The sequence below is a fragment of the Paraburkholderia sp. BL18I3N2 genome (genome assembly GCF_003001875.1).
Taxonomy (GTDB): domain Bacteria; phylum Pseudomonadota; class Gammaproteobacteria; order Burkholderiales; family Burkholderiaceae; genus Paraburkholderia; species Paraburkholderia phytofirmans.
Window position 1 is genome coordinate 174,590 of the sequence record NZ_PVNC01000010.1, and the last position, 25,658, is coordinate 200,247.

Sequence of the window (25,658 nt, forward strand, 5' to 3'; positions counted from 1 at the left end):
GCGATAGAGAAAGAACATGGACGTAACCGTAGTGTGGGCCGCGATCATCGCGCTGGGCCTTTTCATGTATGTGGTGCTGGACGGCTTCGATCTGGGCATCGGCATCGTTTTCCCGTTCTTCCCCGATGAGAAGGAACGCGACCTGATGATGAACACCGTCGCGCCGGTGTGGGACGGCAACGAGACCTGGCTGGTGCTCGGCGGCGCCGGTCTGTTCGCGGTGTTTCCCGCGGTCTACTCGACCGTGCTGTCCGCGCTGTATCTGCCGCTGATCTTCATGCTCGTCTGCCTGATCTTTCGCGGCGTGTCGTTCGAGATTCGCGCCAAGGCTAATCGTACGAAGCATCTGTGGGACCTCGCGTTCATCGGCGGCTCGGCGGGCGCGACCTTCTTTCAGGGCATTGCGCTGGGCGCGTTCCTGCAAGGCATTCCCGTAGTGGACGGCGCGTATGCCGGCGACGCCTTCGGCTGGCTCACGCCGTTCAGCCTGCTCACGGGCCTCGGACTCGTGGTCACGTATGCGCTGCTCGGCTGCTGCTGGCTGGTGGCGAAGACCGAAGGCGACCTGCAGCGCCGCCTGCATCGCGTGGTCTGGCCGCTGACGGTCGTGCTGCTCGGCTTCGTCGCGATGGTCAGCCTGTGGACGCCGCTGCAGGATCCCAACATCGCACAACGCTGGTTCCACGACGGCCTGTTCTATCGTTTGCTGCCGGTGCCGTTCCTCGTGGCGGTCGCGGCATTCCTCATGCATCGCGCGGTGCGTGAGCGGCATCACAACACGCCGTTCGCGCTCGCGCTGCTGCTGGTGCTGCTCGGCTACGCGGGGCTGCTGGTGAGCTTGTGGCCGTATGCGATTCCGTCGAGCATGACCCTGTGGGAAGCGGCCGCGCCACGTTCGAGCCAGATGTTCACGCTGGTTGGCGCAGCGGTGATTCTGCCCATCATCATCGCCTACACGACAATGGGCTATTGGGTATTTCGCGGCAAGGTGCGGCATGGCGACCAACATCACTATCACTAAGCAGACGAGCTCCGGCGCCACTCACGGCGCCACCCACGGCGCATCGCCGGCGACCGCGGCGCCGGCGCGCAAACTGCCGGGCTGGCTCTGGTTCATCGCGCTCTGGTGCTTCGGCGTGGGCTCGGCGATGTCACTCGGATTCGCATTCAAGATTCTGATGAATGCGACGTTATTTGCAGTCAAATAGACGCTGTTTCAGCGCGCTTCGATCCGGCGCGCATAACCTTCGGAATCCTGCATGGACGCCTTCAAAAAAGGGCGAATCGGCTCGTCTACCAAGCAAGCCGAAAACCTGTGTGCGAGAGACCTGCTTTGGACATCATGCGGTGCATCGGAACGGACGGCGATTTAACAAATAAACTGGCATTTGGCGGCGTCCCGGCGGAAGTCCTTTCGAGGAACTCGCCGGAAGATGCGCCGCGGCACCGATCAGGCATATGATCGCGGGGTGGGCGGCAATGATGCGATTCACGAGGCTAGAAGTAAAACGAGACCCTATAACGGCGGTAGCCCACATCGGGCAGGCCCGACTCGCGGAGACATCATGAAGTTTCTTGTAGCCGACGACCATGAACTGATCCGGCAAGGCGTCAAAGGCATGCTGCGCGGCCTCGATCCCGACGCCCAGTTCGACGAAGCCGACAACTGGGAGACGCTTGCCCTGCTCGCGCGTCCCGACGCCGATCACGATCTCGCCATTGTCGATCTGCATATGCCCGGCATGAGCGGCGCTTCATCGCTCGAAGTGCTGTTGAAGGCGAATCCCGCGCTGCCGCTCGTCGTTCTCTCCGCCGAAGAATCGCCCGACGAAATGCGCGCGGTGCTGGCCGCCGGTGCGCTCGGTTTCGTGCCGAAGCGCCAGCCCGCCAGCGTCATGCTCAAGGCTATCGAACTGGTGCTCTCAGGCGGCGCCTATGTGCCGATGGAAGCGCTCAGCCTGCTGGGCTCGCGCGACGCGCAAGCCGCGCCCGCGCGTGCCGAAGCGCTCGCCGAACCGGCGTCGCAGCATGCGTCTCCGGCCGGTGCGCACGCGCCCAGCCAGGGCGGCGGCGCCACGCTCACCGAACCCCTCACGCAGATCCAGGCACTTCAGCCGCACCAGCAGCATCTGCTGGAGAATTTGTCGCCGCGTCAGCAAGACATCATGCGGCTCGTGCATCGCGGCTGGACCAACAAGATGATCGCGCGCGATCTGGGCGTCGCGGAAGGTACGGTGAAGGTGCATTTGTCGGTGATCTTCCGGGCGCTCGGTGTGCATAACCGGTCGACTGCGATCGCCGTGATCAACGGCTGGCTGGAAGCCGGGAAAACCTTGTAGCGCAAGATCGGCGACGGCGGCGTCCGCGCCGCTATGTCGACCAGGCGCGCCATCACTTTGCGGTTCGCCTGTCGTTGTGCTGTGCGCCTGTCCTTCTGCTGTGCGCCTGTCCTTCTGCTATGCGCCTCTCCTTCTGCTGTGCGCCTGCTGCTGTGCGCCCCTCCTTCTCCCGTTCGCCTCTCCCTTCCCGAAGCGCCTCTACTTCTGCGCTTCGCTTTGCGACTGGGTGCTTTGGGTCAGCGTGCTTTGCGGCTCGCTCTTCGATCCCATTCTCGCGTCCCCTTGCGCCGCGCTCCCAGGAGCGGCCATCGCACCACTCACCACCCGGCCGCCCGCTTCATTTCCCACTACGTTTCCCGTTTGACCCACGCGTAATGCCAGCGCCGCGGCCGCCCGCCCTTTGTCCAGTTCGGCCTGCTGCCACAGCATCTCCAGCGTGCGCCGCAAGCGCGCCGGCGTGACCGGTTTGTGAAGCACTGGAATCCCCTGCAAGGCGAGCGCCGCCAGTTCGGCCGACGCCATGTCGCCCGTGATCAGCAGCGTCACCACGTTGTCGTGCCCCGCGCGCGCGAGCACGTTGCGCACGGCCGTAAGCGCCTGCGCGCCGGTTCGGTGATTCGCCAACTGGTAGTCGCACAGCACGGCATCCGGCACGAAGCCGCCTTCGAGCGCCGCCAGCGCATTGGCCTCGTCGCGCGCGCCGAGCACGCTGCAACCCCAACGGCCCAGCAGACTCACCAGGCCTTCGAGAATCGACGGATCGTCGTCGATACACAGCACGTGCCGCCCTTGCGCCGACGGACCGCCGGCCACCGCTTCGTTCAGGCTCGCCACGACGCCGCCGGGGTCGCCCGCCTGCACCGGAAAACGGAACACCGAACCGCGACCCGGCGCCGAACGCAGTTGCAACTCGCCGCCGAGCATCTCGACCAGCCGCTTGACCGTCGGCAAGCCGAGGCCGTGCCCCTGGCGCGCGTCGCGTTGCGGATTGGCGACCTGATAGAACTCCTCGAAGATGCGCGCGTGCTCCTCCGCGGGAATCCCGATGCCCGAGTCGCGCACTTCGATAAAGCCGCCCGTCTGCCGCCCGGCGCGGCGCAAGCCCAACCAGATCGCCCCGTCCTCGGTATAACGCACGGCGTTCGACAGCAGATTGCTCAGCACACGTTCGAGCAGCACAGGGTCGTCGTGCACCACCATCGCGGTCGGCGCGATGCGCAGCGCGAGCCCTTTGGCGGCCGCCTGCGGACGGTACTGGCTGCCGACCCGCTCGAACAGTTCGGACAACCGGAAATGCAGCCGGATCACCTGGGTCACGCCGCTTTCGAGTCTCGCCAGATCGAGCACCTGGTTGAACAACTGGTTCAGCGCCTCGACGTTGTAGACGATGTGCTCGGCGGTTTTCGCGTGCTGCACGGGTGTCGCCGCCGTGTCGTTCAGCGAGGCGGCGAGCAGGCCGATCGCATGCAGCGGTTGGCGCAAGTCGTGGCTGGCAGCCGCGAAAAAGCGCGTCTTGGCGAGACTCGCCTCTTCAGCCACCCGTTTTTGCGCGGCCAGCGACTCCGCCAGATATTGCTGATCGACGCGCGCCTGTACGACCTGCTGGAACAGCTTGCGGTAACTCAGCGCATAGACGTTGATCGCGCAAAAGAAAAACGCGAGGACGATGGCCAGCAGCGTGCGGTCGAACGTATGCGTGCCGAAATGCATGACGATCGAAGGAAACAGCAGAAACGGGATCGAGGTCGAGAAATTCAGCAGGTCGAAGCCATTCGACATGAACACACCGGCGGCCAGCGTGACGAGCATGACTGTGTGCAGCAGCGGCAGGTCCGACTGCGGGCTCTGGAACGCGAACCACACGGCGAAGCCCGGCCCGCTGTAGAGCAGCATGCCGCGCACCGCGTGAAGAATGATCCAGCCGCGCGGCGAGACGAGTTGCGGATAACGGCGGTTGACGAGCCACAGCGCGAGACTGGCGCAATTGGCCGCGGCATAGAAACCGAAGCACGCGATAAAGAGCGGCGGCGACGGTATGTTCGGCCAGTAAATCGACACCAGCACCGCGATCGAAAACCAGTGCGAAAAGAAAGCGATCGGATCTTGCGCGTACAGCACGCGCACCAGGTCTTCGTCGATGGCACGCTGGATCGGGTCGGCCCGCATCACGCGGTCTCCTCGGACTCGGCAAATTCGGTTATGTGGATCGGAAGCGCGGCGACGCAAGCGGCGCGAACCGCATCGGACACTTCGGATACGGCGCGGCTCTGCGTCTGCGATGCAACTGCGCAGGCGCAGTGCGATGCAATTTTTCCGGTGCCAGCCCGTCTTACTTCAGACGAATAAGATGCACTTTGCCGGATGGTTTACCCGGCAGTTTACCCATCAGCTACCACTTAATCCATATAGGCGAAGCCGCCGCTGGAAACCATACTGGCTTCACATTCCAGCGCGGCCTCAAAGCTTCAACATTCACACCCCGCCTGCAGTTCAGGCTCACCGCGCTCCTTGCCTTTCCCCTTATGGAGGTTTTCATGGGCGCAGTTCCGAGCCACGCATTCGTCCGTAATCTCGACGATGCAATCCTGCCGGATTTGTGGCGCCGGCGTACCCGGTTGTCCGGCGACGAAATGGTGTCGATGGTCGAACTGGTCAAGCGGGCTTTGCGGACCTATCACCCGCTCGAACTGCAGGCGCTCGGCGAGGATAAGGAAGAACTGGTCGCCCAGTTCATTTACGCCAAGGTGCTGCGTCTCGCGCCGGGCCACACCGAAACCCACGCCTGCGCCGACAGCGCGCCGTCCAATGGCTACGCATTGTGCGCGTATTTCCGCCGCTACCTGATCGACTGCCTGCGCAGCGCCGGCCATCAACGCAACGTATCGATGGAAAACGACGGCATGGCGCAGGAAATCGATCTGCACGCGCAGGCGCTGGAAGACCCGGTGGAAAGCGTGCTGCTGCAATACGGCCTCGACGAACAGCGGGTGCGGGTCTCGGCGCGCGCCTTTATCGAAAGTCTCGACGAACCGGAGCGGATCGTGCTGGCCGGCAGCCTCGGCTGGTGCTCGGAAGGCAAAGGCGGTTTGTCGGCGGTCGCAGCGCAGCATCGTGTGCCCTCGTATCACTATCGCGCCGTCAAGCTCGGCGTCACCATGAAGAAGACGGCTGGCGCCGAGGATTTTTCGAATACCAAGATTGGCCGCTGGCTCACGGACATACTCGGCATCGAGATCGAGGTCGACAATCGCCCGGCGATTCTGCTCGCGCTGAACCTGCTCGCCGCCGAATCGAGCGACAGCGAATTGAATGAAGCGGCCGCGTAATAGCACGCGGCCGTGCGCCCGCGGCGCCCCGGCACCCTCTCACGACGTCCCGTACGCGGCACAGCCGGCCCGCGCGCCACATACGATGCGCCTTTTTTTGTGAGCGCGCACCGCCTAGGATAAAAAAGCTGTCGCCGCACGCCGTCTTGCTTCCGAAGTCCTGGTTGTCTTTCCCCGCATTCCATTCCAGACGAGGTGGTCGTGATGAACCGCTTATCGAGCGTCGTGACTGCAATCCAAGCGCATTACGACGTGGTTGTGGTGGGTTCCGGTTATGGCGGCGGGATCGCCGCAAGCCGGATGGCGCGCGCCGGGCGCCGCGTGTGCGTGCTCGAACGCGGGCGCGAGTTCATGGCCGGTGAATTTCCCCGCGCGCCGTTTCAGGGCGCCGAAGAAGTGCAGTACAACACGGCGCTGGCGCATATCGGCTCACCGCTGGCGTTGCTCGAAGTGCATGTGAACGACGATGTGAACGCGGTAGTCGGCTGCGGTCTCGGCGGCACCTCGCTGATCAACGCGAACGTCGCGCTCGAAGCCGACCCGCGCCTATGGGACGACCCGCGCTGGCCGGCCGCCTTGCGCGCCGACAAGGCTGGACGCGACAAAGGGTACGCGTCCGCGCGAGCGATGCTGGAACCGTCGCGGGTGCCGCAGAGCTATCCGGCCTTGCCGAAATTGGAGGCACTTGAAAGGTCGGCGCAGGCGCTCGGCATGGAAGACCAGTTCTCGCGTCCGGAGATCACCGTCACCTTCGATGACCGCACGAATGCCGCGGGCGTCGAGCAGAAGGCTTGCGTCGGCTGCGGCGACTGCAATTCCGGCTGCAATTACGACGCCAAGAATTCGACGCACATGAACTATCTGCCCGACGCCGTCGCGCACGGCGCGCAAATTTTCACGGGGACCGCCGTCCATTCGGTGCTGCGCGACGCGGCCACCGGGAAATGGGTCGTGGGTTACCAGCTGGTGAGCCTCGGCCGCGAAAGCTTCGGCGCGCCGGATCTGTTCGTGAGCGCCGATATCGTTATCGTATCGGCCGGCACGATCGGCTCGACCGCGTTGCTGCTGCGCTCACGCAAGCAGGGCTTGAGCGTCTCCAACATGCTCGGCAAACACTTCACCGGCAATGGCGACGTGCTCGCCTTCGCCTACAACACCGAGCCGGTGATCAACGGCGTCGGCTGGGGCGCGCATGAAAAAGGCGAGATTCCGCCGGTCGGGCCGACTATCACCGGCCTCATCGATCATCGCAAGACTCCGAACGTCAGAGACGGCTACGTGATCGAAGAAGGCTCGCTCGCCGGTCCGGTGGGCGCGGCGCTGGTCGGCCTGCTCGGCGCCGCCGCGCCGCTCGTAGGGGTGGACGTCGCGCCGCGCTCCGTCGCGGAACAGCTCGCCTATGACGCCCGCGTGGCGACCAGCTTTCTACGCGGCCCTTATCACGGCGCGCTCCATCACACGCAAAGCTACCTCGTCATGGCGCATGACGACGAGAACGGCGAGATCGACGTGGACGACAAAGGCCAGCCGCGCATCGTGTGGGAGAACGCCGGCAAGCAGCCGATCTTCCAGGCGGTCGAAGAGGTGCTCAAGCGGGCGACCGTGCCGCTTGGCGGCAAATACATGCGCAATCCGATTTCCACCGATATTCTCGGCAACCGCACCGTCACCGTGCATCCGCTCGGCGGCTGCGGCATGGGCGAAGATGCGGAACACGGCGTGGTCGATCATATGGGCCGCGTGTTCAGCGGCGCCACGGGCAACGCGGTGCACGACGGCCTGTATGTGATGGACGGCGCGGTTATGCCGATGTCGCTCGGCGTCAATCCGCTGCTGACAATTTCCGCGCTGGCCGAACGCAATTGCGAGCTGCTGCTGGCCACCCATCCACTGAACGCCGCGCCGGCGGAAGGCGCGGCCGTTACGCCGACCTTGCCGCCTCCGCCGACGCCGCAGGCCGCGTCCTCGTCATTGACGCCCTCCTCGCCGCAGAAGATCGGCCTGCACTTCACCGAAACGATGGTCGGCACCTACACGCCAAACGTTGCAGGCGAAGCGGCCGCGAGCCCGATGGAGTTTACGCTGACCGTCGAATCGGAAGATCTCGCCGACATGCTCAGCAATCCGCAGCATCTGGCGCAAACGGCCGGCACGCTGACGTGCCCCGCGCTCTCCGCGCAGCCGATGACGATCTCCAACGGCACCTTTAATCTGTTCGTGGTCAACGAGTCGGACGTGGACGAGCGCAACATGAATTACCGCATGACGCTCAACGCCACCGAAGGCAAGACGTACTTTCTGAGCGGCAAGAAGATCATCACGCGCACTTCGCCGATCAATCTATGGGAGCAGACCAACACGCTCTATGCGGAGGTCCGCGAGTCGGCGCAAGCCGATGCGCCACTGCTCGGCAAGGCGACACTGATCATCACGCCGGAAAATTTCCTCAAGCAGCAGCGCACGCTCGAAGTCACCCACGCGCCCGATCTGAAGACGCGTCTCGAATGGACCCTGAAGTTCGGCAAGTTTTTCGCGGGCGTGCTGTTCACCGAATACGGCGGCGTGGCCGCACCCTTGCAGTATTTCGACCCGAAAGCGGAGCCGCGTCTGAAGCGCGCGTTGCGAGCCCCGGCACCGCAAATCGTCTTCTTCGATACGCCCGACGGCACCAAGCTCAGGCTCACGCGCTATCACGACCCCGCGCGCAAAGCGGCGCCTCCGGTGCTGCTGATTCACGGCTCCGGCGTATCGAGCCGCATCTACTCCACCGACCTGATCGCGACCAATATGGTCGAGTATCTGTTCGCCGCCGGCTACGACGTGTGGCTCGTGGATCTACGCGTCAGCATCGAAATGCCGAGCGTGTTCGTGCCGACCAATGTCGACAAGGTGGCGCGCGAGGACATTCCGTCGGCGGTCGCCAAGATCCGCGAATTGACCGGCGTGCCGGAAATTCAGGCGCTTGGGCACTGCATGGGCGGCGTGGCGCTGACCATGTCGCTGCTGTCCGGACTCGAGGGCGTGCGCTCGGTGCTCATTTCGCAAGTGTCGGCGCATCCGGTGCCGGGCACGCTGGAGAAGATCAAGGCCGGCCTGCATATTCCCGACTTCATGGAACATCTCGGCCTGCTCGACGTGACCGCCTATACGGAACACAAGTCGTGGCCGCAGAACCTGCTCGACGAAGCGCTCAAGTTCTACCCGCTCAATCACAAGGAAGGTTGCGGCAATCCGATCTGCCATCGCGCGACCTTCCTGTATGGCCTGCTCTACGAGCATGAGCAGTTGAACCAGACGCTCCACTCGAACCTGCAGGAAATTCTCGGTGTGCACGACGTCGGCGTATTCAAGCATCTGGCCGCGATGGTGAGAGCACACAAGGTGGTCGATGCCGAAGGCAAGGATGTCTATCTCACCGGCACCGACGGCATGAAAGGACTGGAGGGTATGCGCCGGCCGATCGGGTTCATCCACGGCGATAAAAACGAAACCTATCTGCCGATCAGCACGCAACTCACCTACGAAATGCTGGTCAAGCATTTCCCGGAGCAGCCCTACGAGCGGACCATCATTCCCGGCTATGGACACATCGACTGCATCTTCGGGAAGAACGCAGCGGTGGATGTCTATCCGGTGATCGTGAAGTATCTGGACGCGCATTGACGTAGCGCGTTGGGGGCGTAGCGCGCTCAGAACAGCTTGCCCGGATTCAGAATGCCGTGCGGGTCCAGCGCATGTTTGATCGCGGCCATCGCCGCCAACTCCGCCGGTGAGCGCGAGATAGGCAGGAACTCGCGCTTGAGCAAACCAATGCCGTGTTCCGCCGACACCGAACCGTGCAGCGGTCCGAGCATGTCATAGACGAACGCGTACACCGCGTGATGATCCACGCCGGGAATCGAATGGCCGTCCACGGTGACATGCAGGTTCGAATCGCCGATATGCCCGAAGAAATACGACGCGTTGCCCGGCCAGCGCTGATCGAGCGCTGCACGGCAATTGTCCACGAAGACGCCGATCTCGCCGATCGGCAGGCTCACGTCGAAGTTGATCGCGTCGAGCCGCACCGGAAACTCTGCGGTGCATTCGCGAATTGCCCATAGCGCGCGAACGTCGGCCACCGACTGCGCGATCACGGCGTCGCGGATCGCGCCCGCGTCGAGCGCTTCGGTCAGCGCGGCGGAGAAACGCTCGCCGTCGTCGGCTGCGTCGAAGCTGGCGTGTTCGATCAGCGCATAGAGCGGATGCGCGTCGGCGAACGGCGAACGCGTGCCGGTCAGCTTCACGCCGAAGTCGTAGAAGTCCGGCCACATGATTTCGAACGCACCGATATCGTTGCCGAAGCGCGTCGTCAAACGGCGCAGCAGGCTTACGGCGGCTTCGTAGCCTTCGAGCGCGACCAGCGCCGTATGGCGTGCGGCGCGCTGCGGATGCAGTCGCAGCACCGCGCGCGTGATCACGCCGAGCGTGCCCTCGGAGCCGATGAACCAGTGCTTCAGGTCATAGCCGGTATTGTTCTTGACCATCTTGCCGAGCGACGTCAACACATCGCCATTGGCGAGGACGGCTTCGAGACCGAGCACCTGATCGCGCGCGGTGCCCGACTGGATCACCCGGTTGCCGCCTGCATTGGTCGCGAGATTGCCGCCGATCTGGCAGGAACCGCGCGCGCCGAGATCGAGCGCGAGTTCAAAGCCGGCTTCAGCGGCGGCTTCCTGCGCGGCTTGCAACGTGGTGCCCGCCCGCACGGTCAGCGTGGCCGACGCACTATCGACTTCCTCGACACCGGCCAGCCGTTCGAGCGACAACGCAATATCCGTGGCGCGCGCAATTGCGCCGCCCGCGAGACCGGTCATGCCGCCTTGCGGCACCACGGGCTGATACGCCGCGTGGCAAATAGCGAGCGCGCGCGAGACTTCTTCCGTGGTGCGCGGTAGCAGCAAGGCGGCGGGTCGCGTCGGTTCGTGACGCGTCCAGTCGGTCATCGCACGTTCGCCGATCTGCTCGCCCACGCGTACGCTGTCTTCACCGAGCGCGGCGCGCAATGCGCCGAGTGTCGCCGAAAGCGGCGCGGCTTGATTCGCCGTGCTGTTGTCTGTCATGCAGTGGTTCCTTGCGCGCCTTCAGCGGCGCGTTTCTTCCGATAGCCCATCGAGTCGTTGATACGCCCGAGGATATAGTCGCCCGCAGCGACAGGCTGATACTTGAGATCGGCGTCACTCGTACCAAGATCGCGCGGATCGACCAAAGCGCCGTAAGTCGGATCATAAAACGTCGCGATCGAATAGCGCTCGCGACCCGACGCATTGATCACGCGATGCAAGGTGGAGCGGAAGCGGTCGTTGGTCCAGCGCGCGAGCAGATCGCCGACGTTGACCACGAAGCTGCCCTCGACCGGCGGCGCCTCCACCCACGTATCGTTGGCGATTTCGCGCACCTGCAGGCCGCCCACCTGATCCTGCCACAACAGCGTGATGCATCCGTAATCGGTATGCGGCGCGACGCCGAACTGATCGTCGTCCGATTGAGGCGGCTGCGGCGGATAGTAGACCATCTGCGTGCGCTGCATCCGCTTCGTGTAGCGCGGCGCAAAGAAGTGTTCGTCGACGCCGAGGCTCACCGCCACCGCGCGCAGCAGATCAGCGCCGCATTCAGCGACCGCCTCGTAGTAGCCGTACAGCGCGGGACGCAATTCCGGCATGAAGTCCGGCCAATTGTTCGGCCCGCGCAACGCCTGGCCGGCCAGCACGTCGGGGTCGTCCTCCGGCAATTCGAGGCCGATGCTGAAGAACTCCTTATAGTCGGGACGCTTGGCCTGATACATGGTCGCGTCGCCGAGCGCGTTGAAACCGCGATGCCGCTGATTGACCGCCGCGCGCCGCTTGGTCTCCACCGGAAACGCGAAGAAGCGTCGCGCGGCTTGCGCGGCGGCATCGATCGAAGCTTGCGGCACGCCGTGATTGACGATGTAGAAGAAGCCGATCGTCGTGCACGCTTCGCGGATTTTCTGCGCCACGCGCTGCAACGCCTGCGGGTCGCCCGCGCGAACGCCGGCGAGATCGATGATCGGAATGCGGGTCACGGGCATCGCGCTGCTCCTGAAGATGCGGCTTGATCGGCCGAATCGGCTGATGAAAGGGGCGGTTCAATCGTCGGCGGAAGATGCATTCCCGCCTCGTGCATTGCAGTTGTATATACCGCCAAAAGCACACTCGCAAGTTGCTTCGCAACGCTTCGCATAAGGGCTTTTCTCTACTCGCGTGTTTATTTATTTCGCGCGAAAACTGCGGTATATACTGCCTCGCATGACTCGCGCCGAGTTCGCACCGGACTCGTTTCATGCACCACTTTCGCGCGACACCGCTTTGCCAACCGGAGAATCTCATGAGCATCCTTGCAGGCTGGAAGTGTCGTTTGGTCATGCTGGCGTTGTGCGCTGCAAGCGTCGCCGCCCACGCGGAAGACCAGCTCGCCAAAGTGAAGAAAGCCGGCGAACTGGTGGTCGGCACCGAGATGCAGTTCGCGCCCTTCGACTTCCTCGAAAACGGTCAACAGGCCGGCTTCAACAAGGACCTGTTCGCCGAAGTCGGCAAGGAGATGGGCGTGAAGGTGCGCTTTATCGACTTGCCCTGGCCGAGCGTGCTGCCGGGTCTCGAAGCCGGCAAGTTCGACATGGTGGGCGGCCCGCTGACCGTCACCAAGGCGCGCATGGAGCGCTACACATACACGCTGCCCGTCGCGGACGCCACCGACGCGCTGCTCAAACGCGCGAACGATTCGTCCGTCAAGCAATCGTCGGATATCGCGGGCAAGACGGTCGGCGCGGGCAAGGGCTCGGCGCAACTCGACCAGTTGAAGGCCTATGTCGCCACACTGCCGAAGCCGCCTGAAATCCGCGAATACGTCGACAACAATCAGGCCTACGCCGACCTCGCTGCGGGCCGCATTGCGGCGGTCGCGAACTCCATGACCAACATCGCGTACGTGGCCAAGCAGCGCCCGGAAACCTTTGCCGTGGTGCAGCCGCCGTTCGGCGCGAAAGTGTACTTCGCCTACTGCCTGCGTAAAGACGCGGACAGCAAACCGCTCGCCGATGCCTTCAACGCCGCGCTCGTGAAAATGCATAACGACGGACGTCTCGCGACCTTGCAGAAGAAATGGTTCGGCGTCGCGATGGATGCGCCGACCACCATGCCCACGCCGAACTATTGACCGGCTGATGTTGCACATGTCCTGATGCACGCGATGCGGCCTTTGCAAGAACCGCATCGCCCTACCCGTTCCAGCGAGTGCGACGCTTATGTTCAGCACGACCGTCTTCCTCCAGGGCTTGCCGCTGCTGCTGCACGCGGCGCTCGCCACCATCGGCATTTCGCTGGCGGGTCTCCTGATCGGCTTCTTCGTCGCGATCGGCGTGTGTGCCGCGCGGCTCTCGCCGAACCGCGCCGCGCGCATGTTCGGCGGCGCCTATGTGTTCTTCTTTCGCGGCGTGCCGATGCTGGTGCAGTTGCTGCTCGTGTACTACCTCTTGCCGTTCGCGGGCATTAACGTGTCGCCGATCGTGGCGGCGCTCAGCGCCGTGTCGCTGTGTTCAGCCTCGTATATAGCCGAAATACTGCGCGGCGGTTTTCTCAGCGTTCCGCCAGGCCATCTCGAAGCCGCGCGCATGCTCGGGCTCTCGCCGTTCGACATGCTGCGCCGTATTCTCGTGCCGCAAGCGTTCCGTTTGACGCTGCCCTCGCTCGTCAATGAAATGGTGCTGCTCATCAAGGCTTCGTCGCTGATCTCGGTGGTGGGCGTGGCCGAGTTGACGCGCACCGCGCAGAACATCGCGGCCAGCACCTATCGGCCGCTCGAAGCGTACGTTGCGGCCGGGCTGATCTACTTCGTGATCTGCGGCGCGCTCGCGCTCGTCGCGCACGCCGCCGAATACCGCTTGCAGCACGCCTGAGTTCGACATCGACACCACGCCATGCAACAGCTCGATCCCGCCGTCATCACCCACAACCTGCAGCCGATCGCCGCGGGGCTCGCCACGACGCTCGGCACGTGGGCCGCGGGCGTGGCGATCGGCATCCTGATCGGCTTTCTGATTGCGGTGCTGCAACTCTTTTGCGGACGCTGGGTGCGCGGCGTGTTGCGCCTCTATATCGAACTGTTTCGCGGCACGCCGTTTCTCGTGCAACTCTTTTTGCTGTACTACGGCGGCCCGTCTTTCGGCCTCACGCTCGAACCGATGACCGCCGGCGTGCTCGGCCTGGGCCTTTATGGCAGCGCATATTTCGCCGAAGCCTTCCGCTCCGGCTTTCAATCCGTGCCGCCGGGTCATCTCGAAGCGGCGTCGTGTCTCGGCCTCACGCGCTGGCAGGCGGTGTTGCGCATTCAGGTGCCGCAAATGCTCGTCCTGATCGTGCCCGCGCTGACCAATCTGATCATCGTGTTGAGCAAGGAAACAGCCGTGTTGTCCATTGTCACCGTGCCCGAACTCACGTTCGTGCTGACCGGCATCGGCTCGGCTACTTTTGCTTTCGTCGAAACGCTGCTGGTGCTGTGCGTGTGCTATCTCGCGCTGGTCGAACTGACTTCACGCGCGGGCGTGTGGGCCGAAACCCGCATCGCGCGCTTCATGGCATGAACGGAACGAGGACTCTCTTATGAACGCTATCGCCGACATGCCCTCCTCCGCGTCCTCCGCTACGCTCGGATCATCGTCCGGCGCGCCGCTGATCGAAGTGCGCGATCTGCGCAAACGCTTCGGCGAAGTCGAGGTGCTGCGCGGTGTCGATCTGGAGATCGCACGCTCGGAAGTGGTGTGCATCATCGGGCCGTCGGGCTCGGGCAAGAGCACGCTGCTGCGCTGCCTCGCCGCGCTCGAAACCTACGATCAGGGCGACGTGCGAATCGAAGGCGAACTGCTCGGCTACAGCGAGCGCAACGGCAAACGCGTGCGCGCGTCGCAAAGCGAAATCAACCGCGTGCGGCGCAACGTCGGCATGGTGTTTCAACAGTTCAATCTATGGCCGCATATGACGGCGCTCGGCAACGTGATGGAATCGCTGCTGCGCGTGCGGCATCTGTCACGCGACGAAGCGCGCCGCCGCGCCAACGCGATGCTCGAAACGGTCGGCCTCGCGCACAAGGGCGACGCGTATCCGGCCAAGCTCTCGGGCGGCCAGCAGCAGCGCGTGGCGATTGCGCGAGCGCTCGCCATGGAACCGCACATCATGCTGTTCGACGAGCCGACCTCGGCGCTCGATCCGGAACTGGTCGGCGAAGTGCTGCAAGTGATGAAGCAGCTCGCGCGCGACGGCATGACGATGGCGGTCGTCACACACGAAATGGGCTTCGCCGCGCAGGTCGCGGACAAAGTCATGTTCATCGATCAAGGCCGGATCGCCGTGCAAGGCAAACCGCGCGATGTCTTTCACGATGCAGGACAACCGCGCTTGCGGCAGTTCCTGCAAAACTACTTCGATCGCAACGCGTTCTGGACACGCGGTCCCGACGACGCACAGCCGCTATGAGCACGCGCCGCCGGCTTCTTCCTGCCTCACGCGAACACTGACGCACGGGCCGCCGATGTCCTCCACCGTTCGCAGCCGCGCTCACGACAAGCCGCTTTCCGCATCGGCGCTGAAAGCCGCGCGCGCCGCGGCCGACGCGCCGGCCGCGCGCTACGAACAGGTCAAGAGCCATATCCGGCAAATCATCGAGTCGGGCGAACGCCGCGCGGGCGACCGTCTGCCGTCGGAACTCGATCTGGTCGCGACACTGGGCGTATCGCGCATGACGGTCAATCGCGCGCTGCGTGAACTGGCCGAAGAAGGACTCGTGACGCGCGTCTCCGGCGTCGGCACTTTCGTCGCGCAAAGCAAGCCGCAATCCACGCTGCTGATGATCGCCCATATCGGCGACGAGATCCGCTCGCGGGGCCATGAATACCGCTGCGATACGGTCCTGTCGCAACGCGAAACGGCGTCCGTGATGGTGTCGAACGCGTTAGGGCTCGCGCCGGGCGCTTCGGTATTTCATGTGATTTGCGTGCATCGCGAGAACGGCTTGCCGGTGCAGCTCGAGGATCGCTATGTGAATCCGGCCATCGCGCCGGATTTTCTGCTGCAGGATTTTTCGGCGATGCGGCCGTCGGAATATCTGTTCGAGATCGTACCGGCACACGACGTCGAGCACGTGGTCGACGCCGGTCTGCCTACGCGCACCGAAGCGGAACTGCTTGAAATTCGCGCGGAGGAACCGTGCCTCACGCTGATGCGCCGCACGTGGACCAGCGGCGTCGCAGTCACGTTCGCGCGTTTCGTGCACCCTGGGTCGCGTTATCGGCTCGGCTGCCGCTTCTCGCCGGAGTTGTCGCAACGCCAGGGGTAAAACGCTTTGCGTGTTGACCTGCGTTAGACGTTCCCTGCCAAATGAAAACGCGAGGCCGGATGCCACAACTGCACCGACGTCGCCACGTCGTCGCCCACCCACGTGCGGCGCCAGAGTTGCAGACACGGCTCGCCGATATCCATCAGCAGATGCCGGCGCACATAGGCGTCGGGCTTCTGCGCATAGATGCGAAACTCGGCGCGCTGGATCGGCGCGAGCCGCACCATGTAGTGATTCGGCGTTTCGATCGTGAAATCCTGGTTCAGATAATCAGGGAACACCTTCGGGTTGACGTAGCGGTCCTCGTACTGGATCGGCTCGCCCTCCTCGCTGTGCACGATGCACGAATGAAAGGCCGGCCCACTGGCGAGACCGAGCGCTTCTAGCGCCTGCGGGTCGTCGCTCGGTTCGAGCGTCAGCACGCGTGCCGAATGGCGATGGCCGCGCGCGGCGATTTCGTCGGCGATGTTGCGGATTTCCAGCACCGTCGATTCATAACGCTGCGGCGCGACGAAGGTGCCGGAACCTTGCACGCGCGTGAGCACGCGCTCGGTGGTCAATTCGCGCAACGCGCGCGACACGGTCATGCGCGCGACGCCGAACTCCTTGACCAGTTCCGTTTCGGACGGGATCAGCCCGCCGGGCTTCCAGTCGCCTTCGCTGATGCGCCTGATCACGTAGCGTTTGATCTGCTCATAGGCAGGCATGGCTTTCGCCGGTGTCTCATGGCTGCGATCAGGGCGGTCCTGCGTCTCCGCGGTGCGCGTGCTTGTAGTTGTGTTCACTCCGACCTCGTGGGTGATACGCCGGTTATACCTGGTTGGTACACCTTGACCGGCTTGCCGGCGGATAGCCCGCTCACCGGCGGCGTCTGCGTCATGCCATGTGCGCGGCAGCCTGCCCGTCGTTGACAGCGATGCTTGCGGCTGCGCGCACGTGGCCCGTGGCCGCCAGACTCGCGAGCGTGGCAGGTGCCACCGGGGCCGCGGCGTCGGCGGACGTGAGCGGCCGAGGGCCAATCTTACCAGGGTTCGGCAACGGCGGCGGCGCCTCGTCGGCGATCATGCGAAAGGCGGCGCTCATGTCGTCCGCAAGCGGACGGTCGTCGCGGTAGGTCGGCACGACGCGCCGCACACGCTGCCAGAGCGCTCCGGTGTGCGGTGCGCGTGGCGCGTCGATACTTTGCAGGTCGTAGGCTTGCGCCGCCGCCAGCAATTCGATGGCGACGATGCGTCCGGCGTTGTCGATGATTTCCAGCGCCTTCAGCGCGGCGGGCGTGGCGTGGCACAGGTGATCTTCCTGCAAGGCCGAGGTGATGCCGCCATCGAGACTCGCGGGCAGCGCGAGCCGCCGGTTCTGCGCGACCAGCGAGGCCGCCGTGTACTGCGCGATCATGAAGCCGGAACAGGTGCCGCCAGGCTCGGCGAGAAACGCCGGCAGGCCGCTCACCAGCGGATTGACGAGACGGTCGAGGCGCCGCTCGGCCATTGCGGCGACTTGTGCGATCGCGGTAGCGAGGCTGTCCATTGCCAGCGCGATCGAGGCGCCCACCGCGTGCGCCTGCGAATACACGCGCGGCTCTTGCGGCGTGCCGGCGACGATCGGGTTGTCGGTAATCGACGCGAGTTCGCGATTGACCACGTCGGCGGTCGCGGTGAGCACGTCGCGCGCGGCGCCGTGCACGTGCGGAATGGTCCGCATGCTCAGCGGGTCTTGCGTGCGTTGACCGACCACCGCCGCGAGAATGCCGCTGTCGGCCAGCGCAGCGCGCATGCGCCCGCCGACCAGGTTCAGGCCCGGCGAAATACGCAAGGCCAGCGATTCTTCGTCGAAAGCCGCAAGCTGGCCGCGCAGATTCTCGAAGCTCATCGAGGCGACCATGTCGGTCCAGTCGAGCAGGCGTTCGGCACGCGCGAGAGCCAACGCAGCGAGGCCGGTGACGCACGGCGTGCCGTTGACGAGACTCAGCCCTTCCTTGGCTTCGAGCACGAGCGGTTCGAGCCCGAGGCGTTGCAGCGCGTCGCGCCCTGTGATCCGCTCGCCGCGCAAGCGCGCGTAACCTTCACCGATGCAGACGAGCGCGATATGCGCCATATGGCTCAGATAACCGACCGAGCCGAACGCCGGCACTTCCGGCAGGCAATCCGCGTTGAGCAGCGCCACCAGTTGATCCGCGACTTCGAGGCGAATCCCCGAATGTCCGTGCGCGAAGTTGTTGACGGCCGCGGCCATGACCGCGCGCGTTTCGGCGGCGCCGAGCGGCGCGCCGACGCCGACCGCGTGGCTCATCAGAATGTTGCGCGACAACGTGCGCTGCTCGCCCGGCGAAACGACGACGTCGCACAACGCGCCGACGCCGGTATTCACGCCATACGCGCGAATCCCGCGCTCGACGATCTGTTCGACCAGCACGCGCGCCGCGGCGATGCGCGCACGGGCGTCGGCGGAAAGCTCGAGCGGCTCACCGGCGGCAACCGCTGCCACCTGAGCCCAGTCGAGAGGACGATTGGAACGGATCACGGCCATATGAACGCTCTGCCTGGTGGATTACCTGGTGATGCTGATTAGTTGGTGGTGCGGTCCTGATGGCTCGAAACGAATTGCCGGAAACGGTCCGACTTGCATTCGACGAACACTTCGTCGGGCGTGCCGTCGGCTTCCACTTGGCCCTGATGCAGGAACATCACGCGATTCGATACATGGCGCGCGAAACCCATTTCGTGTGTGACGACCAGCATGGTGCGGCCCTCTTCGGCCAGCGAGCGCATCACGCGCAGCACTTCGCCCACCAGTTCGGGGTCGAGCGCCGAGGTCGGCTCGTCGAACAGCATGACTTTGGGATGCATCGCCAATGCGCGCGCAATCGCCACGCGTTGCTGCTGACCGCCTGAAAGATGCGCCGGATAATGGCCGCGCTTTTCCGCCAGACCGACTTTCGCCAGCAGCGCTTCCGCCTCTTCCACCGATTCGGCACGGCTGCGCTTTTGCACGCGTATCGGCCCTTCGATCAGATTTTCCAGCACGGTCATGTGCGACCAGAGGTTGAAGTTCTGGAACACCATGCCGAGTTGCGAGCGCACCCGGTCCACCTGGCGGCGGTCGCTCGGTTGCAGTTTGCCGTCGCCGCGGCGCTTCATTTTCAACTCTTCGCCGGCGAGCGAGACCGAGCCGTCGTCGGGCGTTTCGAGCAGATTCAGGCAGCGCAGGAACGTGCTCTTGCCCGAACCGCTCGCGCCGAGAATCGAGATCACGTCGCCTTGATGGGCGTCGAGCGAAATGCCTTTGAGCACGTGGTGATCGCCGAACGATTTGTGAATGTTCTTGACCGACAGTGCAACGGGTGCCGTAGCGTTCATGGGATTCTCCAGATTCATCCAGGATGGGCGGCCGTTCAAGGCGCGGCGCGGCGTGCTTCGGTGGTGGCGGAAACCGGGCGGCTCACCGCGGCCGGGCGCGCCGCGCGCAGATGGCGCGACAGACGCGTTTCGAGCATGCCGAGCAAGCGCACGATGACGAAATTCAGGAACAGATAGATCAGCGCGGCGCAGATGAAGACTTCCGTCGTGCGATAGGTTTGCTGAATGATCTGCTGCGCGACGCCGGTGAGTTCCCACACGGTGACGAGGCTCGCGAGCGCCGTCGATTTGACGAGCAGCACCGCTTCAGTCGAATACGCCGGCAAACACTGACGCAAGGCGATCGGGCCGATCACGCGGCGCAGCAGCGCGAAACCCGACAGGCCGATCGAATAACCGGCCTCGATCTGACCGACCGGCACGGCCATCAAACCGCCGCGAATGATCTCGGCGGTATAGCCGGCCGTGCAGAGCGCGAGCGACAACACCGCGCACATGTAGGGCTCGCGCAGTACCGGCCACAGGAAGCTCTCGCGGATCACGCCGAACTGGCCCATGCCGTAGTACACGAGGAACATCTGGATCAGCAGCGGCGAGCCGCGGAACACGAGGATATAAGCGCGCGCGAAGCGATTCGGCAGCCAGTGCGGCGACACGCGCATCGTGACGATCACGAGCGAAAGCAGGCCGCCGAGAATCAGCGAGCAGAAGAACAGACCGAGCGTGGTCGGCACGGCCGCGAGCAGTTGCTTGATCGTGTCGAACAGAAAGTCGAAGTCGAAATGCATGATGGCCGCCCTCGTCAGTTACGCGCGAAGTTGCGCTTGAAGGACCGGCCCACGTGCGCTTCGGCACGGTTGAAGACGCGGTTCGAGATGCTGGTCATAAGCAGATAGAGCGCGCCGCCCACGACGAAAAACGTGAAGTATTGATGCGTGGAACCTGCCGCCACCTGGCTCGTGCGCAGCAATTCGGCGAGCCCCGTCACGGAGATCAGCGCCGAGTCCTTCAGGCTCAATTGCCAGACGTTGCCGATGCCGGGCAACGCGAAACGCAGCACTTGGGGAATCAGGATGCGGCGCGCCATGGTCAACGTCGGCATGCCGATCGAGCGCGCGGCTTCGAGTTCGCCGCGCGACACCGCCAGCACCGCCGAGCGGTACACCTCGGCCTGGTAGGCACCTGAAATCATGCCCACGGCCAGCGCGCCGACCACGAACGGCGGCACGCCGACGAAGCCTTCCGCGCCAAACAACTGGCCGACGGTCGTAACGAGCGTCGAGCCGCCGAAATAGAACAGATAGATGACGAGCAGTTCAGGCACGCCGCGAAACACGGTGGTGTAGATATCGCCGATCACGCGCAGCGTACGAAAACGCGACAGCTTGGCGGCCGCCACCAGCGCGCCGAACACGGCGCCGACCGCGAGCGCCGCGAGCGTGAGCGCCACCGTCATCAACGCCGCGAGCAGCAATACGCCGCCCCAGCCTTCCGGCCCGAAGCCGAGCATCTGTATCAGAGCCATTCCCTACCTCTCATCTTCATCCATTGCGGCGGATCGAACCAGCCGGCACGCGCGGTTGTTTCGCCACGCGCGCCTGCCGTTGCCTCTCGACGTCCTGGCGAATCAAGGCGTGACGTCGGTCTTGAACCACTTGTCGGAGAGCTTCTTGACGGTGCCGTCGGCGAGCGCGGCGCTGATCGCGGTGTCGAACTTCGCTTTCAGGTCGGCGTCCTGCTTGCGGAACGCGAGGCCCTCGCCCGGACCCCAGATCGGGCCGCCGATCTTCGGACCGGCCATCACGATCGACGCGGTTTCTTTCTTGTCGATGTTGGCGGCGTAGTACGTCACGTCGTCGAACGAAGCGTCGATGCGGCCGTTGGCCAGATCGAGATCGCGCTCGGGCGAGGTCTTGTAGACGCGGATCGTGGCAATGTCCTTGAAGCCGTCGTTGATGAACTTGGTGTAGACCGTGCCCGACTGGATGCCGATGGTCTTGCCCTTCAGTTGCTTGCGCAACGCGTCGACGGTCGGCTGGTCGGCCTTCGGATCGCCGGACAGCTTGACGACACCGGCGCCCGGCGCGGCCTTGGGCAGCACTTTGGCGTCGGTCACGGCGAACGTGGCGGGTGTGGCGGCGTACGGCTTCGAGAAGGCGATGATCTTTTCACGCTCCGGCGTGATCGAGATCGCGTCCATCAGGACGTCGAACTTGCCCGCTTGCAAACCGGGGATCATGCCGTCCCAGTCTTGCGCCACGAGATTGCATTGCAGCTTGATGCGCTCGCACAGGTTGGCGACCAGTTCGGGTTCGAAGCCGCCCAGCTTGCCGCCCGGCAAGGTCAGATTCCACGGCGCGTAGCCGCCTTCGAGCGCGATCGTCACCGTCTTCCAGTCTTTGGCCTGCACCGGTGCCGCGAAAATCGCCGCAGCGCCGAGAACGGCGCCGATCAATGTTTTTGCTGCCGTCGTGCGCTTCACTTTCACGTCGAAACTCCTTTGATTGAGGACACCATCGAACCGAATGTTTAATCGCTGCTTAATTTGTATAGACAAGTCTGCATGAGTCAAAAAGCCGTCGCAAGAGAATTTGTGAGAAATTGGCGGGATCATCGGGTAAGCCCCTACGCGATTCAGCGCAGCGGGGCTTTGCGGGGAGTTCTTAATGTGTGAAAGATGCATGGAGCGCCTCGCAGCTCGGGCGAGCACAATCTGTTTTGTCTAGACAGGTTGATGCAAGCTGAGCAAACAGACGCCGGGGCGCGACGCCTACCAGATGAACGGCACGAAGCGATACCGTACGCGCGCCATGTAGTCCGCGTAGCCGTCGAGTTGCGCGGCCAATACACGTTCTTCGCGCACCGCGCGCCAACCGATACCGATCACCATGACCGGCACGAACGCGAGCCCCCACCACGAACCGAGCAGCAAGGGCGTGCCGACCAACAGCAGCAGCGCCGCGCAATACATGGGATGACGGACATGCGTGTAAAGGCCGGTATCGATCACCTTATGCCCGCGGCTAGCCTGGATCTTCACGACTGGGGCGGCATAGCTATTGGCCTGGAACACGAAGCGGCACATGAAGAGGCAGAGGAACACGCAGAGCGAGCCGAGGCTGACCAGTGCAACCGGCAATGGCGCGCTCCAGTGAAAGCGCATCGCGTCGAACGCCATCAGGACCAGCCAGCCGCACCACGCGACTGACACGCTCACCATGAAAATGCGGTCCCAGCGGTTTTGCTGCGCCTGCAACAACGGCGACAGCCGCTCGGCGAGCAGGCCGGGATCGTGACGCGCCAGCCACAGACCGATCCACAGGCTCAGCACGCCCAGCTCGATCAAATACCACCACGCGGCCGGCCATGCGAAGGTGCCCGCCGCGCCGAACAGCAGCGCGCCCATCCCCGCCAGCCAGACCACCGTTTGGAAGATGAGGCGCGCGACCATGGCCGTTGCTTGCTACGCGGTTTGAGCCGGCGTGCGCACGCGGTCGAATATCCCGGCGATGTCGAGGTCGCCGGTGTCGATGCCGAACTGATCGCGCAGACACGCTGCGAGTTCGCCGGCGCTTTTGAGTTGCCGCTCGCTGATGAGCCCGCCGTCGGCCGCGCGCTCGCTCAGTCGATCGTTGAACAGCGCCAGCCGCGCCTCGGGCAGCACGCGGCACACGATCAGCGTGCTCGCAAAAATCGCTTCCGGCGAGGTCGACGTGTACCAGTTCGAGGTTTCGTAATCGATCCACTCGACCGGCTGCAGATCGAAGCGATAGACTCGCGCCCAGCTTTCGTCGCGAGCCTGCACTTCCAGATTGAACGCCTCGCGCGATGCGTCGGCGAGACGGAACGTGCCGAGTTCCGTGGGTTGCGCGAGGCCCGCGGTCAGGCGCAGCGGCGCGGTCAGCGTCACGCTGCCGAAACCGACGTCCGCGATCCAGGCTTCGTTGTCGATGTCGAGGCGCAACACCATGTGCGTGCGCGGCGGCGGTGGCGCGTCCGATTCCCGGCCCCACAGCACGCGCCCGAGCAACGGCGTGACCGTGAAGCCCAACTGCATCAGCACGTCGGCGAACAGCGCGTTCTGTTCGAAACAGTAGCCGCCGCGGTGTTCGGTGACGAGTTTGCGTTCGACCGATTCGAGGTCCAGCTTCACCGGACGCCGCGTAAGCGGGTTCAGGTTCTCGAACGGAATCGCGCGCGGGTGCAACCGATGAAGCGCCTGAAGCACTTCCAGCGTCGCCACGCGCGGCCCTTGGTAGCCAATGCGGGCGAAGTAGTTATCCAGATTCACTGTGTGAGACATCGGCAGGTTCCATCCAGTATGGGTTTGGGCGCTTGTCGCGGGCCGGATGCGTGCGACCGTGCGGTTTTCGAAATCGATCATAGCCGCTTTTGCGGTCAACTCACGGCGGCGGCCTTGGCCGGAGTCCGTAGTGCGTCGATATGACCACCAGCATTCATTTTCATTACATTTACATTCGCTGCAAATTACGCACAAATGCAGTTCAGTAGCAGTCCGTGAAGCGCAAAGTTATACGCCAGTAATATTGATGCGAATCGTTCTCATTTGTGTTGACTCACCAAATTCGCATGCGTACGATCTCGCCATCTGCCGTGTCGGCGTCGCGAACCGGTATGGCAAATCGCGGGCAGGCGGCGACGCGCCGCGATGGTTTCAATCAGTCGATACAACACCAATAAGGATTTCGATGAAGTTCGCCCATTTCAACGGACCTGGCGCACAAGCGCGTCCGTTTCGCGATGCCGCGCCGCGCGCCGCTCTCACGCCCCGTTCGTGTTTGCCCTCGGTACGGCGTGCCGCGCTCTGCACGGCGTTCGCCTGGGCGTCGCTGACAGCCGGCGTCGCCATGGCCGAAGCCAATCCCGACGCGGCGCCGGAAGCGCCCGAGGCCGACCTGAAGATTCAGGCCACCCAGACGAACCAGTGGACCGGTTTCTGGAATCGCCAGCAGATGCTGGGCGACATCGGCGGCCTGCGCCCCTGGCTGGGCAAATACGGCGTGACCTTCACGCTCACCGAGACCAGCGAAGTGCTTGCCAACCTGCGCGGCGGTCTCGCGAAAGGCGCCGACTACGACGGCCTGACGACCGCCACCGTGCAATTGGATACGCAAAAAGCGTTTGGCCTGCCGGGCGGCCTGTTCAACGTCAGCGCGTTGCAGATCCATGGCGCGAATCTCAGCGCCAACAAGCTCGGCACGCTGAATACGGCGAGCGGCATCGAAGCGGACGACACGACTCGTCTGTGGGAATTGTGGTACCAGCAGTCGTTCCTGAACAAACGCATCGACGTGAAGATCGGTCAGCAAAGTATCGACCAGGAATTCATCACGAGCCAATACTCGGCGCTGTTCGTCAACACGATGTTCGGCTGGCCCGCGCTGCCCTCGTACGACATGCCGTCAGGCGGTCCGGCGTATCCGCTGTCCGACCTCGGCGTGCGCGTGCGCGGCCAGATCACGCCTTCGTTGACGGCTCTCGCCGGCGTGTACGACGGCGACCCGCTCGGCAACAACCCGAACAACAAGAGCGGCACCAACTTCAATCTGCACAACGGCACGCTGTTCATCGGCGAGTTGCAGTACGCGATCAACCAGCCGGCCGACGGCGAGATGGTCGGCGCGGGCGGCGGCGGTTTGCCCGGCACCTACAAGCTCGGCGTCTGGTACAACAACGGCAGCTTCGCGGATCAGCGCTACGACAACACCGGCTTGTCGCTCGCGAACCCGGCCACGAGCGGCGTCGCCCAGAATCATCGCGGCGACTACAGCATTTACGCGGTGGCCGACCAGATGATCTGGCGTCCCGATCCTGACGAGCCGCGCAGCATCGGCGTGTTCGCGCGCGTGATGGGCGCGCCGGGCGACCGCAACCTGGTAAGCCTCGCGGCGAACGTCGGCGTCGTGATGAAAGCGCCGTTCCAAGGCCGCGACAACGACAGCGTGGGCCTTGCGCTTACCTACATCAAGGTCGGCAATCATGTGAACGGACTCGATGCGGATACCCGCGCATTCACCAACGGCCCGTACGGCGTGCGTACCAGCGAAACCGCGCTCGAAGCGACCTACCAGTACCAGGTCAATCCGTGGTGGCAAGTGCAAGCCGACGCGCAATACACGTTCAACGCCGGCGCCGGCCAGAATCCGAACGATCCGACGCAGCCGCTGCGCAACACGTTCGTCATCGGCGTGCGGACCAACATCAACTTCTGATGCCGTTCGCGCCCAATTCAC

Annotated in this window: 22 protein-coding genes; 11 read left to right on the forward strand and 11 right to left on the reverse strand. The window is 64.0% G+C overall.

Annotation, left to right across the window (positions count from 1 at the left end):
- Positions 1-16: 16 nt before the first annotated feature.
- The 3 genes from cydB to B0G75_RS24940 all read left to right on the forward strand — a co-directional run bounded on the left by cydB (position 17) and on the right by B0G75_RS24940 (position 2,339).
- Entirely contained in the window at positions 17-1,021 is a 1,005-nt protein-coding gene (gene cydB / locus B0G75_RS24930) for a cytochrome d ubiquinol oxidase subunit II (RefSeq protein WP_012426729.1), read from the forward strand.
- On the forward strand, positions 996-1,208 hold the full coding sequence (locus tag B0G75_RS24935; RefSeq protein ID WP_106311789.1) for a hypothetical protein: 213 nt from the start codon (positions 996-998) through the stop codon (positions 1,206-1,208). Before cydB ends, B0G75_RS24935 begins: the two co-directional genes overlap by 26 nt.
- 357 nt (positions 1,209-1,565) lie before the next feature.
- Entirely contained in the window at positions 1,566-2,339 is a 774-nt protein-coding gene (locus B0G75_RS24940; RefSeq protein WP_106311792.1) for a response regulator transcription factor, read from the forward strand.
- A 198-nt stretch (positions 2,340-2,537) separates the two neighbouring features.
- Here the strand turns inward: B0G75_RS24940 and B0G75_RS24945 are convergent, their stop codons facing one another.
- A complete protein-coding gene (locus tag B0G75_RS24945; RefSeq protein WP_106311795.1) occupies positions 2,538-4,505 on the reverse strand; it encodes a hybrid sensor histidine kinase/response regulator in 1,968 nt (655 codons plus the stop codon).
- 368 nt (positions 4,506-4,873) lie between these two features.
- On the opposite strand from B0G75_RS24945, the gene B0G75_RS24950 reads away from it, so the two are divergent.
- Positions 4,874-5,665 carry a hypothetical protein gene (locus B0G75_RS24950; RefSeq protein ID WP_106311798.1) on the forward strand — a complete coding sequence of 264 codons (792 nt, stop codon included), beginning with the start codon at positions 4,874-4,876 and terminating at the stop codon, positions 5,663-5,665.
- A gap of 204 nt (positions 5,666-5,869) precedes the next feature.
- Positions 5,870-9,328, forward strand: coding sequence for an alpha/beta fold hydrolase (locus B0G75_RS24955; RefSeq protein WP_106311801.1), 3,459 nt, complete (start codon positions 5,870-5,872; stop codon positions 9,326-9,328).
- A 26-nt stretch (positions 9,329-9,354) separates the two neighbouring features.
- On the opposite strand, the gene B0G75_RS24960 is transcribed toward B0G75_RS24955, so the two are convergent.
- Together B0G75_RS24960 and B0G75_RS24965 are read right to left on the reverse strand one after the other, a co-directional pair.
- Positions 9,355-10,767, reverse strand: coding sequence for an FAD-binding oxidoreductase (locus B0G75_RS24960; protein ID WP_106311804.1), 1,413 nt, complete (start codon positions 10,765-10,767; stop codon positions 9,355-9,357).
- A complete protein-coding gene (locus tag B0G75_RS24965; RefSeq protein ID WP_106311806.1) occupies positions 10,764-11,753 on the reverse strand; it encodes an isopenicillin N synthase family oxygenase in 990 nt (329 codons plus the stop codon). The genes B0G75_RS24960 and B0G75_RS24965 overlap by 4 nt, the downstream gene beginning before the upstream one ends.
- A 296-nt stretch (positions 11,754-12,049) precedes the next feature.
- On the opposite strand from B0G75_RS24965, the gene B0G75_RS24970 reads away from it, so the two are divergent.
- The 5 genes from B0G75_RS24970 to hutC (B0G75_RS24990) all read left to right on the forward strand — a co-directional run bounded on the left by B0G75_RS24970 (position 12,050) and on the right by hutC (B0G75_RS24990) (position 16,048).
- Positions 12,050-12,877: a transporter substrate-binding domain-containing protein gene (locus tag B0G75_RS24970; RefSeq protein ID WP_106311809.1), complete on the forward strand. Its 828-nt coding sequence runs from the start codon at positions 12,050-12,052 to the stop codon at positions 12,875-12,877.
- 88 nt (positions 12,878-12,965) lie between these two features.
- Positions 12,966-13,616 (forward strand): amino acid ABC transporter permease, encoded by a 651-nt coding sequence (locus B0G75_RS24975; RefSeq protein WP_012426720.1) that lies wholly within the window; start codon positions 12,966-12,968, stop codon positions 13,614-13,616.
- 21 nt (positions 13,617-13,637) lie between these two features.
- Complete coding sequence (locus B0G75_RS24980) at positions 13,638-14,300, forward strand: amino acid ABC transporter permease (protein WP_106311812.1); 663 nt, start codon at positions 13,638-13,640, stop codon at positions 14,298-14,300.
- Between the two features lie 19 nt (positions 14,301-14,319).
- The gene (locus B0G75_RS24985) at positions 14,320-15,189 is read left to right on the forward strand and encodes an amino acid ABC transporter ATP-binding protein (protein WP_106311815.1); all 870 of its coding nucleotides are present in this window, start codon (positions 14,320-14,322) and stop codon (positions 15,187-15,189) included.
- A 55-nt stretch (positions 15,190-15,244) separates the two neighbouring features.
- On the forward strand, positions 15,245-16,048 hold the full coding sequence (hutC, locus tag B0G75_RS24990) for a histidine utilization repressor (RefSeq protein ID WP_106311818.1): 804 nt from the start codon (positions 15,245-15,247) through the stop codon (positions 16,046-16,048).
- Between the two features lie 23 nt (positions 16,049-16,071).
- Here the strand turns inward: hutC (B0G75_RS24990) and hutC (B0G75_RS24995) are convergent, their stop codons facing one another.
- The 8 genes from hutC (B0G75_RS24995) to B0G75_RS25030 all read right to left on the reverse strand — a co-directional run bounded on the left by hutC (B0G75_RS24995) (position 16,072) and on the right by B0G75_RS25030 (position 23,707).
- Positions 16,072-16,833: a histidine utilization repressor gene (hutC, locus tag B0G75_RS24995; protein ID WP_374956915.1), complete on the reverse strand. Its 762-nt coding sequence runs from the start codon at positions 16,831-16,833 to the stop codon at positions 16,072-16,074.
- 91 nt (positions 16,834-16,924) lie between these two features.
- Positions 16,925-18,574, reverse strand: a complete 1,650-nt coding sequence (gene hutH / locus B0G75_RS25000; protein ID WP_106311822.1) for a histidine ammonia-lyase — start codon at positions 18,572-18,574, stop codon at positions 16,925-16,927.
- A 38-nt stretch (positions 18,575-18,612) separates the two neighbouring features.
- Positions 18,613-19,404, reverse strand: a complete 792-nt coding sequence (locus tag B0G75_RS25005) for an ABC transporter ATP-binding protein (protein ID WP_106311825.1) — start codon at positions 19,402-19,404, stop codon at positions 18,613-18,615.
- A 35-nt stretch (positions 19,405-19,439) separates the two neighbouring features.
- A complete protein-coding gene (locus B0G75_RS25010; protein ID WP_106311828.1) occupies positions 19,440-20,192 on the reverse strand; it encodes an ABC transporter permease in 753 nt (250 codons plus the stop codon).
- A 14-nt stretch (positions 20,193-20,206) separates the two neighbouring features.
- Entirely contained in the window at positions 20,207-20,929 is a 723-nt protein-coding gene (locus B0G75_RS25015) for an ABC transporter permease (RefSeq protein WP_106311831.1), read from the reverse strand.
- Positions 20,930-21,031: 102 nt separating this feature from the next.
- On the reverse strand, positions 21,032-21,892 hold the full coding sequence (locus B0G75_RS25020) for a transporter substrate-binding domain-containing protein (RefSeq protein ID WP_106311835.1): 861 nt from the start codon (positions 21,890-21,892) through the stop codon (positions 21,032-21,034).
- 282 nt (positions 21,893-22,174) lie between these two features.
- Positions 22,175-22,855: an isoprenylcysteine carboxylmethyltransferase family protein gene (locus tag B0G75_RS25025; RefSeq protein ID WP_106311838.1), complete on the reverse strand. Its 681-nt coding sequence runs from the start codon at positions 22,853-22,855 to the stop codon at positions 22,175-22,177.
- A gap of 12 nt (positions 22,856-22,867) precedes the next feature.
- A complete protein-coding gene (locus B0G75_RS25030) occupies positions 22,868-23,707 on the reverse strand; it encodes an arylamine N-acetyltransferase (protein WP_106311941.1) in 840 nt (279 codons plus the stop codon).
- 406 nt (positions 23,708-24,113) lie between these two features.
- Here B0G75_RS25030 and B0G75_RS25035 point away from each other — a divergent pair, with 406 nt between their 5' ends.
- A complete protein-coding gene (locus tag B0G75_RS25035; RefSeq protein WP_106311841.1) occupies positions 24,114-25,637 on the forward strand; it encodes a carbohydrate porin in 1,524 nt (507 codons plus the stop codon).
- Positions 25,638-25,658 lie beyond the last annotated feature (21 nt).